Consider the following 9646-nt stretch of genomic DNA (forward strand, 5'->3'; position numbering starts at 1 on the left):
CCCTCCCCTTCGCTGCGCGAAAGGGAGGGGGCAGATCTGTAGTGCCGAGCCATGCTCGAGGGCTTCCCCGGTACATCAACCATTATGGGAGCGGTGTAAGCCGCGAAACTGAGAACCCTTGGCTATCGATGCCTTTGCCGATTGTCAGCTTCGCGGCTTACGCCGCTCCCACAAAAAACAGGCTTCCCGGTGTGCGATCAGATTGCGACGCACACCATCAAGCTTTCCCGGTACTCCGCGCCAGACCAACCCGCAACAAGCCCGCATTGAGCCGCTCGCCAAAATTGGCAGGCCGCTCCAGACCCATCCGCTGCATGTACATCGCATCGTTCTCGGCGGGCGCTTGGCGCAAGGCTGCAACGACGGTGCGCAGCTTGCCCATCGGCGTCGCAGTCGCTGATTTCAGCCAGCCCAAGGCGCGTACCAGATCCTGTTCAACGGCATCAAAGTCACTGCCAAGCGGGTAGTCCGGCAGACTGCCATCGGCACGGAACGGGGCGAGTTTCGCGCGCAGTACCCCTGCGCGGTTCTGTTGCCACTGTGCTGGCGCGCTGAAGCTGGCGGCGAGTTTCTTCGAGGCCTTGGCTTGATCCAATAGCGCCGGCTGGAATGCCGCATCGGTGATGCTGCTCATCGCGACCACGCAGTCTTCGTCGGTGAGGTTGCGCAGGTCGGCGATGCCGTACTCGTTGACGAAGACATCGCGCAGATGGCGGGGGATGGTGGTGTGGCCGTAGTTCCAGCGCACATTGGATTGCGGTTTGCCACCATCTTCGCGGGTCGCACGGAACATCAGGATGCTGCGTGCATCGGGCAGGGCATGCGCCATCGCCACGAAGTTGTACTGGCCGCCGACACCGGAGACCACGCGGCCATCTTCCAATGCATCCGATGCCGCTGCGCCAAGCGCACTGGCGATCATGCAGGAGTTGAAGAAGCGCGCATCGCGGCGCTGCAGGCGTTCCAATGCTTCGTTGCCGCCGTAGAGCTGGTTGATCTCACTGATGCGGCGCATGCCGATGGCAGCGCGTTCGGCATCGGGGAGATTGCGCAGCCAGTCGTAGAATTCGGCCGAGCCCAGGTAGAAGGCACCGTGCAGGTACTCACCTTCGCGTGCAAGTCGGCCGCGGTCACCATTGCTGGCAGTGCCGTCGGCCAGGCGCTGCATCAGGCCAAGATCGTCATGCACCTTGCGCCAGATCACGCCGGTCTGCACCAGCTTGCGGAAGCCTTCGTTGAGCATCTCGCTGCAGCCGTACAGGCCGATTTCGAACGGCCCCAGCCCACCTGCTTCATGCACCAGCGGGTGCTCGGCGATCTGCGGATCCAGCGCGTGCAGGATCTGCCGGTAGCGTGCGTTGTCGGTGTGCCGCAACACCAGCGCGTGGCTGAGCGCGTCGGCCAGCGTGCCGATGCCGATCTGCAAGGTGCCGCCATCGCGCACCAGGGTGCTGGCATACAGGCCGATCGCGTAGTCGGCATCGCTGACCGGCTGCCGCGGCAGGCCAAACAGCCGCGGGTAGGGACCGGGCGGGGTGATCACCAGATCGAAGAAGTCCGGATCAACGGCGGCGGTGCCACCCAGCCACGGCAGTTGCGGATCAATCTCGGCGATCAGCAAGGGCTTGGGCAGGCCACGCGCGGCGATGGCGTCGAGCGTGTCCTGGGTGATGTCGTTGTTGCACGACAGCGATAGCTGGTGGCTGCCTTCGCGATAGGCCACCTTCTGCACGATCGCATTCGGCGCGCGCTGCGCAACTGCATCGGCGGCATGCGTGTAGTTGAGGCTGGTGTAGTAGCGCTGTGCCTGCGTCGACCGCAGCAGCGCGCCGGATTGCATGTAGAACTCTTCCACCTGCACATGTGCAGGCAACGCATCGCGGGCGATGGCGTCGGAGTAAGCAAGACGAGGGAAATCGCTGCCGAAGTGACGCTCGACGAATGGGCGCATGAAACGCGCTTCCAGTCCGTCGCCCTTCGCCTTCGGCGGGTTCAACGACAAGGCGGTATACAACTGCAGCGGCCGCGCCGGGTCGTGTTCGATACGCGCATACAAGGCATTGAGCAAACGATGGGGTTTGCCCAACGCCAGCGGGGCGCCGATGCGCAGTGGGCCTTGGATGTTGCTCAGCAGCCAGTCCACGGCGGCGTCGAGGTCGGTCACGTGATGGGGCATGGTGTCCGGTATCTGCGGGGGTGCTGGCATTACAGCATGACTGCCCTGAATCACTTGGTGAGGGCTTGACATGGCTTTCGTTTACTCGTGTAATCGCTAAAAATTACAGGCGTAAACGATGATCCGTATCAGCGAGGCCGAGGCCGTGGTCATGGAAGTCCTCTGGGGGCAGCACCCGCTGTCTGCAGACGAGGTCATCGCGCGACTGCCCGGCGGCAATGACTGGGCCGAAGCCACGGTCAAGACCCTGCTCAACCGCCTGCTCAACAAGGCGGCGATCAGTGCAACCAAGGAGGGGCGGCGTTTTCTGTATACGCCGCTGGTGCAGCGCGATGCCTGGTTGCTGGAGGAAAGCAGCAGCCTGATCGAGCGCCTGTTTGATGGTCGGGTTGCGCCGCTGGTCGCCCATTTCAGCCAGCACCAGCGGCTCAGCCGCGAGGACGTGGCCGAGCTGCGCAAACTGCTGGAGGGGCTCGACGATGAGCAGCACTGAGATCCTTGCGCTGCTGCTGAAGACCACCCTGGCCAGCAGTGCGGCGGTTGCACTGGCACTCGTTCTGCGCCGGCCGCTGCGGCACTGGCTGGGGGCAAGTGCTGCTTATCTGCTGTGGCTGCTGTTGCCGGTGGCGCTGTTGGCGGTGCTGCTGCCTGCTCCACAGGTGGCGCCCGTGCCGATGCGGGTCAGTGAAGTGGCTGTGCAGGTTGGGCAGGCGGTGGTTGCGGGTCCCGCCGTGATAGCGCATTGGCCGTTGTGGCTCTGCTGCGCATGGCTCGCCGGGGTGTTGCTGATGGCGCTGCGCCTGTATCGCCAGCAGCGGAAATTCCAGCAGGGGCTTGGGCGGCTCAGCCAACGCGATGACGGCCTGTGGCAGGCGCAGGCAGTGGCGGGCTTGCCTGCAGCGATGGGTTTGTTGCGGCCGCGGATCGTGCTGCCAGCTGGCTTCGAGCAACGCTATCTGCCGATCGAGCAGCAACTGGTGCTGCTGCATGAGCGCGTGCATCTGCAACGCGGCGACATCGCGATCAACGCACTGCTGGCGTTGTTGCAGTGCCTGTACTGGTTCAACCCGCTGCTGTTGTTCGGTTTGCGTTGCTGCCGCGAAGACCAGGAGTTGTCCTGCGACGAACGTGTGATTGCCCAGGTGTCGGGCGCACGCCGCAGTTATGGCGAGGCCATGCTCAAGACCGGGCTGGCCGCGTCCCCGTTGCCGGTGGGGTGTCACTGGCAGAACCATCATCCATTGAAGGAGCGTATTGCCATGTTGAAGCGTCCCGTACCAGGCAGGAAGCAGTGGTGTGCCATGTTGGTGCTGTCGCTGGGCTTGTCGTCCGCTTTCGGCTATACCGCCTGGGCCGCGCAGCCGGGCAAGGCAGTGTCCACGTCCTCATCGACGTCCACATCGTCTTCTTCATCGACCTCGACGACGACCGGGAAGGGCACGGTGTATGCCACCTTCGTGGAGGCGACGCTGGAAGGCACCAGGCAGCGCTTTGAGCTGCAGCAGTCGGCAGGCACGCCGTTCTCTTTCAGTGCCAGCTCGGACAAGGGCGTGCAGTGGGCAGCGGAGTTCACCCTGCAGCCGGCCGCCGATGGCATGCTCACGCTGAAAGGCACGCTGAAGGCGAACGGGGACCTGATTTCGTCGCCGACCTTGCTGATCAAGCCCGATGTGGCCGCAGGCATCGAAGTATCCACCGCCGACGGGCGCTCGACCTGGGTACTGGAGCTGCGATCAATCGCCCTGGCGGCTGGAGATCCGGCCATCGTATCGGCAGCATCCGGCAAGACCGAACAGGTTGCCTTGCCGAATGCCGGGCGGATGCCGCCGCCCAGCTATCCGCGCGTTGCGATCGACAGTGGCACCAGTGGCAAGGTGGTGCTGCGTATCGCGGTGGATGCCGAAGGTCGGGCGACCGACGTGGTCGTCACCGAGGCGCATCCCAAGGGGGTGTTCGAGGAAGTGTCGATTGCCGCTGCAAGGCAGTGGCGTTTCACGCCGGCGATGAAGGACGGCAAGCCGGTCGCCGGGCTCATCCGGGTGCCGATCTCGTTTGATATGGACGAAGACGAAATGCACTACACCGAAACCCAGAGCAGGAGCTGAGGTGCGCGGGCATGCGGTTATGCTGATGGTATTGGTGCTCGCAGGCTGCGCGACGCAGCCAGCAAAGGAGCAGGCGAGTAGCAGTTTCAACCTCAACCAGCACCGGCAGATGCTGACGCCCGAGTCGTCCGGCGGTGCAGGCGAGATACAGCCCTATCAGTTGGCCGCCACGGAAAGCTTCCGCATGCCGGTTGCCGTAAGTGCCGATGATCCGGTGTTGCCGTCGGAGTACGCAAGACGTTCGCTGGATGCCACCACGGTATGCGTGAACGTCATCCTTGATGCGCAGGGGCGAGTGGAACGCAGCGCGCCGCTGTTGGCGCATTCGGTGTGTGGCGCGGGAAGTGACGCGGCCAACGCAGGCCTGCTGCAGGCGGCGCTGGCAGCCACTTCCGGTTGGTCGTTCGAGCCGGCTGCCGTCTGTCATTACGCTGCGGGTGTGCAGGCGCCGTCGAATGGAGACTGCAGTAACGCCTTACGTATCGAGGTAGTGCCGGTAACCCTGGCCTATGCCTTCACCTTCGAGGTGATCGAGGGCAGGGCAATGGTGCGGCGCGAGGACGCCTTGCACTGAACATGCGCCTGCACGTGGTGCAGGCGCGTTGATTGCTCAGGGAGTATCGAGCAGCTGGTTCAACAAGGCAGCCAGCTGTTCACCGCCCAGACGAAGCTGTGCTTCGGCAACCGGCTCCCATACGGCGGTGTAGCGCTCGTCGATCTTGTGGCCGTTCGGGTACAGGCCTTTGCGGGTGGCGATGTGGCAGGTCTGCTCGGCCCACAAGGCGGGATCGCGCTGCAGGTCTGGTGCGCGTGTTCGTGCCGGTGCTGGCAGCGCCTGCAGACGTTGCAGGAACTGATCGTCGTTCAACTGCAGCGTGTAGAACATGCCGCTGTCCCAGACCGAATGCAGGTTGGTACCGCGGCCGTTGAACTGCAGCTGGTAGGTGTTGCCGCCGCGATCGTGGCCGTAGCCGGCGTGCAGCGGCTGGTGCAGGTCACCGACCAGATGCACCACGAACTTCAGTGCTTGCAGGCGTTCGCCGTCGCTGCGGCTGCGGTCGGCGAGGATTGCCGACTGCGCCTTCAGCGCCTCCACCACACAATTGCCATCGGCACAGTGCTTTGGCTGCTGGTAGATGCAGCCGTCCTCGGCCATGTTGATGTAATGCCAGCCGGCGGACTTCCGGCCCAGGTCGGGATCATTGGCGCGCAGCTGGTCGGCCCAGGGCGCGATGCTGCTGAGGGTTGCCCCGGGCTCGCTTGCCAGCAGCCGGTCGACTTCGGCCTGGGCCTGCGGGTCAAGATGGGTTTCAGCAATACGCGCGACCAGGCGGTGACCTTGCGCGCCCCATGCCAGTGCCTGGCCGGGGAGGGTTGCGGAGACAGCGATGGCGATGCCCATTGCCGGCATCAGGAGACGGTGGAGCTTGTTCATGCCGCCATTCTAACGGCTGCGCTGCCATCGGCTACGTGCGCCAGATGGCGAAACACGCCCGCGGTTGTGACCGGGGGCGCGTTCGCTGGGGGTTGCTTAAACTGCGGCTAGTCTCAGAACTTGAAGACGTATGCCACGCCGTACACCAGCGGATCGATCTTGGCGGTGCCCAGCTTGTTGCCGTTGACCTTCACCTTGGTGTCGATGTCGGCCCAGCGCATGTCAACGCGCAGTGCGCCCTTGTCGCTGACGGCGAAGTCCAGGCCCGCATGGGCGGCCAGGCCCCACGAGTCCTCCAGCTTCAGCTTGGTGCCAGCCAGCGCGCCCTTGCTGTCGGTGCTGAAGAACTTGGTGTAGTTCACGCCCAGGCCGACGAACGGGGTGACCTTGCTGCTGTTGGTGAAGTGGTACTGCAGCGAGACCACCGGCGGCAGCTGCTTGGTTTCGCCGACCTTGCCGACGCCGTCGATGCTGACGTCGTGCTTGAACGGCAGCGCTGCCAGCACTTCGATACCGATGTTGTCGGCGACGAAGTATTCAAAGGTGACGGTCGGCTTGACGTCGCTGTCGACCTTGGTGGACAGCTTGCCCAGGCCCAGCGCGGCGCCGTTCAGATCACCGGCATCGGACTTCGGGTCGACCGCGTGGACGCCGACGCCCAGGGTCCAATCACCCTTGGACTGGGCCATCGCGGGGGCGGCGGCAGCCAGGGACACGGCGGCGGCCATGGCGGAGAGCAGCAGGGCGGAGGTCTTGCGCATGTGTAATTCCGTTACTTGGTGGAGGTGGCGCCAGTGTCCGGTCAGCGCTCGGGTACCGCTTTGATCCTGATCAAACAGGGGTTTGCGCTCAGCTGGCGCTCAGCTGCGGGGGGACGGGCGATGGCCACGGAGCGGGCATGGGTCCTGCTAGAATGGCGTCCCCTTTCCACCCCGCCGCAACGTTTTTGCGGCTGCAGGAGCTTGTGAACATGGCAATCAAGGTCGGCATCAACGGTTTCGGTCGCATCGGGCGCAATGTGCTGCGTTCGGCAGTGTTGAACTTCGGCAACGACATCGAGATCGTGGCCATCAATGATCTGCTGGAGCCGGACTACCTGGCCTACATGCTCAAGTACGACTCCGTGCATGGCCGTTTCAAGGCCGACGTGGAAGTGTCGGGCAGCGACCTGCTGGTCAACGGCAAGAAGATCCGCCTCACCCAGGAGCGCGACCCGGCCAACCTGAAGTGGGACGAAGTGGGCGTGGACGTGGTGATCGAGTCCACCGGCCTGTTCCTGACCAAGGAAACCGCGCAGAAGCACCTCGACGCAGGCGCCAAGAAGGTGATCCTGTCGGCCCCGTCCAAGGACGACACGCCGATGTTCGTGTTCGGCGTGAACCACAAGACCTACGCTGGCCAGAGCATCGTCTCCAACGCCTCGTGCACCACCAACTGCCTGGCCCCGCTGGCCAAGGTCATCAACGACAAGTGGGGCATCAAGCGTGGCCTGATGACCACCGTGCACGCTGCCACCGCTACCCAGAAGACCGTTGACGGCCCGTCCAACAAGGATTGGCGCGGCGGCCGCGGCATCCTGGAGAACATCATTCCGTCCTCCACCGGTGCTGCCAAGGCCGTGGGCGTGGTGATCCCGGAATTGAACAAGAAGCTGACCGGCATGAGCTTCCGCGTGCCGACCTCGGACGTGTCGGTGGTCGACCTGACCGTCGAGCTGGAGAAGGAAGCCACCTACGCTGAAATCTGCGCCGAAGTGAAGGCACAGAGCGAAGGCGCGCTGAAGGGCATCCTCGGTTACACCGAAGACAAGGTGGTTGCCACCGACTTCCGTGGCGAGACCCACACCTCCGTGTTCGATGCCGAAGCCGGCATCGCCCTGGACGGCACCTTCGTCAAGCTGGTCAGCTGGTACGACAACGAGTGGGGCTACTCCAACAAGTGCCTGGAAATGGTGCGCGTCGTCGCCGCCTGATCCACGCAACAGCTGCAAGCAGAACGGGCGCCGAAAGGCGCCCGTTCTGCATTCAAAGCCCTCCCTTTCTCCGAAGGTGAAGGGGAGGGTTGGGAGGGGGGGCTGTTGCAGTGGCTTTGCCATCGCTTGCGCTTGTCCGTCCTACACGGCGTTGCAAGCAGCGCGTTCGCCCGAACCCCTCACTTCGCAGGCGGCAACTCAATCCCATCACTGCCCGGATGCCTGGCAAACCGTCCCTGCCCAGCCGCGTGCACCGGGCCATGGCTGGACCACGGCCAGCCACCGAACTGGGTGCGGCCAAAATCCCGCCGTGCCTGTTCGATCTCCTCGGCGGTATTCATCACGAACGGGCCATACGCCGCCACCGGCGCACCAATTGGCACGCCCTGCAACAACAGGATCTGCACCACGTCATCGCCACTGTTGTGCAGCGGCAAGGCACTGCCGGCGGCCACTTCGAGCAAGCGTGGCCCAGTGATCTCATCACCATCCAAGTGCAGTTGCTTCCCGTCGTGGAAGTACAGCGTGCGTCGCGTGCCTTGCCCGCTCGCGGGTGGCAAGGTCACCGCAGCATCCGGCTGCAGGGTGATCTGCCAGACCGCGACATCGGCGTGCGGATTGGCGGCCCAGGAACTGCGCCCAGGTGCCAGCGGCACCAGCTCGGCATGGCCGGCTTCCTGCGGGACATAACGGCCGGCAATCACCTTCACCTCGACGCCATCGATGCGGTAGTTGGGAATGTTCTCGCCCCACAGCATCACGAACTCAGGATCGGCCATCTTGCTTTGCGGCGGCAGGTTCAGCCATATCTGGTACAGATCCAACGGGTTGGCGTGTTCGAGCGAGCGCAGCGGAAACATCTCCGAATGCTGGGTGCCAGCACCGGCGGTAAGCCATTGCACGTCGCCATCGCCGTAGCGCGCGGTCGCACCCAGCGAATCGGCGTGGTCCACCAGCCCCTGCGGCACGATGGTGATGGTCTCGAAGCCACGGTGCGGGTGCGCGGGGAAGCCCGGCACGTTGACCCCGTGGTACATGCTGAAGCCGTCCTTGCCGCTGAAGTCATGGCCGAGCTCACGGCCGCCGAGCTGGCGCATGTCCACGCCTTGCTCGGCGGTGGCTGGCGGATACCGGTCCAGGTGATGGGCGCAGAACAGGAAGGGGTCGGTGCCCGGCCACGGACGGCCCAGCGGCTCATTGCGGAGGATCAGGTTGGACATCGGTAACTCCTTGGTTATTGGGGCCGCGTTGCTGGGCTGGCGCCCACCCGCGTCGACATGCTCTATTGATGGGTGCGCGGTTCTAGGCCACAAGGAGGCACGCCGATGACAGTAACTGACACCGGTGATACTGGTCCGGCGGCAGATGACGCTGCTGCCTACTGCCAACAGATGCGGTTGCTGCTGGATCGTGTCGGCGAGAAATGGAGTCTGTTGGCGGTAATCGCCTTGCGCGGCCAACCGCGCCGCTTCAATCAGCTGCGGCGGGAGCTGAGCGGCGTGTCGCCACGCATGCTGGCGCGTACCTTGCGCGGGCTTGAGCGGGATGGTCTGGTCAGCCGCAGCGTCTACCCGACCGTGCCGCCGCAGGTGGACTACGCTTTGACCGGATTGGGGGAATCCCTGCTGCAGCCGGTGGATGCCTTGCTGCAATGGGCCTGGGCGCACCAGCCGCAGATGGATCAGGCGCGGTCAGAATTCGATGAACGCCAGCGCGATGCAGGGGAAGTCTCGCTGTAAGGCCGATGCTGTCCACTCGCCACCCGACAACCAGACCGATGCCAGTGCTGCGCGAGCAGCATTCGGTGTGGGAGCGGCGTCAGCCGCGAAGCTGAAGATGCTGAAGCTCTTGGCATCCATGCCGTCTGACGATCCATCAGCTTCGGGGGGGGGGGGGGGGGGGGGCGCGGGGCGGGGGCGGGGCGGCGGGGGGGGGGGGGGGGGGGGGGGGGGGGGGGG

9 protein-coding genes are annotated in these 9646 nt (G+C 64.4%); 5 read left to right on the top strand and 4 right to left on the bottom strand.

Features of this window, described 5'->3' with window-relative positions; translation table 11 throughout:
- Positions 1-217: 217 nt before the first annotated feature.
- The gene (locus tag ACVOMF_RS09430) at positions 218-2176 is read right to left on the bottom strand and encodes an acetyl-CoA hydrolase/transferase C-terminal domain-containing protein (RefSeq protein ID WP_481509052.1); all 1959 of its coding nucleotides are present in this window, start codon (positions 2174-2176) and stop codon (positions 218-220) included.
- 118 nt (positions 2177-2294) lie between these two features.
- Here ACVOMF_RS09430 and ACVOMF_RS09435 point away from each other — a divergent pair, with 118 nt between their 5' ends.
- The 3 genes from ACVOMF_RS09435 to ACVOMF_RS09445 are packed head-to-tail and all read left to right on the top strand — an operon-like array spanning position 2295 to position 4855.
- A complete protein-coding gene (locus tag ACVOMF_RS09435) occupies positions 2295-2669 on the top strand; it encodes a BlaI/MecI/CopY family transcriptional regulator (RefSeq protein ID WP_282268950.1) in 375 nt (124 codons plus the stop codon).
- Entirely contained in the window at positions 2656-4281 is a 1626-nt protein-coding gene (locus ACVOMF_RS09440) for a TonB family protein (RefSeq protein ID WP_481509053.1), read from the top strand. The genes ACVOMF_RS09435 and ACVOMF_RS09440 overlap by 14 nt, the downstream gene beginning before the upstream one ends.
- A 25-nt stretch (positions 4282-4306) precedes the next feature.
- Positions 4307-4855, top strand: a complete 549-nt coding sequence (locus ACVOMF_RS09445) for a hypothetical protein (RefSeq protein WP_481509054.1) — start codon at positions 4307-4309, stop codon at positions 4853-4855.
- 36 nt (positions 4856-4891) lie between these two features.
- Here ACVOMF_RS09445 and ACVOMF_RS09450 read toward each other — a convergent pair whose 3' ends face one another.
- Both ACVOMF_RS09450 and ACVOMF_RS09455 read right to left on the bottom strand, forming a co-directional pair.
- The gene (locus ACVOMF_RS09450) at positions 4892-5716 is read right to left on the bottom strand and encodes a S1/P1 nuclease (protein WP_481509055.1); all 825 of its coding nucleotides are present in this window, start codon (positions 5714-5716) and stop codon (positions 4892-4894) included.
- A 113-nt stretch (positions 5717-5829) separates the two neighbouring features.
- A complete protein-coding gene (locus ACVOMF_RS09455; protein WP_481509056.1) occupies positions 5830-6477 on the bottom strand; it encodes an OmpW/AlkL family protein in 648 nt (215 codons plus the stop codon).
- A gap of 209 nt (positions 6478-6686) precedes the next feature.
- On the opposite strand from ACVOMF_RS09455, the gene gap reads away from it, so the two are divergent.
- Positions 6687-7688: a type I glyceraldehyde-3-phosphate dehydrogenase gene (gene gap / locus ACVOMF_RS09460; protein ID WP_282268943.1), complete on the top strand. Its 1002-nt coding sequence runs from the start codon at positions 6687-6689 to the stop codon at positions 7686-7688.
- A gap of 179 nt (positions 7689-7867) precedes the next feature.
- Here the strand turns inward: gap and ACVOMF_RS09465 are convergent, their stop codons facing one another.
- Positions 7868-8908, bottom strand: a complete 1041-nt coding sequence (locus tag ACVOMF_RS09465) for a pirin family protein (protein WP_481509057.1) — start codon at positions 8906-8908, stop codon at positions 7868-7870.
- Positions 8909-9013: 105 nt separating this feature from the next.
- Between ACVOMF_RS09465 and ACVOMF_RS09470 the strand changes: the two genes are divergently transcribed.
- Positions 9014-9427 (top strand): winged helix-turn-helix transcriptional regulator, encoded by a 414-nt coding sequence (locus ACVOMF_RS09470; protein ID WP_481509058.1) that lies wholly within the window; start codon positions 9014-9016, stop codon positions 9425-9427.
- Positions 9428-9646: the final 219 nt, after the last annotated feature.

This window comes from Stenotrophomonas sp. STEN022, assembly GCF_056760155.1.

What these genes read in the sequence shown, in the direction of transcription:
- ACVOMF_RS09450 (WP_481509055.1), bottom strand. Translation starts at nt 5,716, where the DNA reads ATGAACAAGCTCCACCGTCTCCTGATGCCGGCAATGGGCATCGCCATC.
- ACVOMF_RS09445 (WP_481509054.1), top strand. Translation starts at nt 4,307, where the DNA reads ATGGTATTGGTGCTCGCAGGCTGCGCGACGCAGCCAGCAAAGGAGCAG.
- ACVOMF_RS09455 (WP_481509056.1), bottom strand. Translation starts at nt 6,477, where the DNA reads ATGCGCAAGACCTCCGCCCTGCTGCTCTCCGCCATGGCCGCCGCCGTG.
- ACVOMF_RS09430 (WP_481509052.1), bottom strand. Translation starts at nt 2,176, where the DNA reads ATGCCCCATCACGTGACCGACCTCGACGCCGCCGTGGACTGGCTGCTG.
- ACVOMF_RS09435 (WP_282268950.1), top strand. Translation starts at nt 2,295, where the DNA reads ATGATCCGTATCAGCGAGGCCGAGGCCGTGGTCATGGAAGTCCTCTGG.
- ACVOMF_RS09440 (WP_481509053.1), top strand. Translation starts at nt 2,656, where the DNA reads ATGAGCAGCACTGAGATCCTTGCGCTGCTGCTGAAGACCACCCTGGCC.
- ACVOMF_RS09470 (WP_481509058.1), top strand. Translation starts at nt 9,014, where the DNA reads ATGACAGTAACTGACACCGGTGATACTGGTCCGGCGGCAGATGACGCT.
- ACVOMF_RS09465 (WP_481509057.1), bottom strand. Translation starts at nt 8,908, where the DNA reads ATGTCCAACCTGATCCTCCGCAATGAGCCGCTGGGCCGTCCGTGGCCG.
- gap (WP_282268943.1), top strand. Translation starts at nt 6,687, where the DNA reads ATGGCAATCAAGGTCGGCATCAACGGTTTCGGTCGCATCGGGCGCAAT.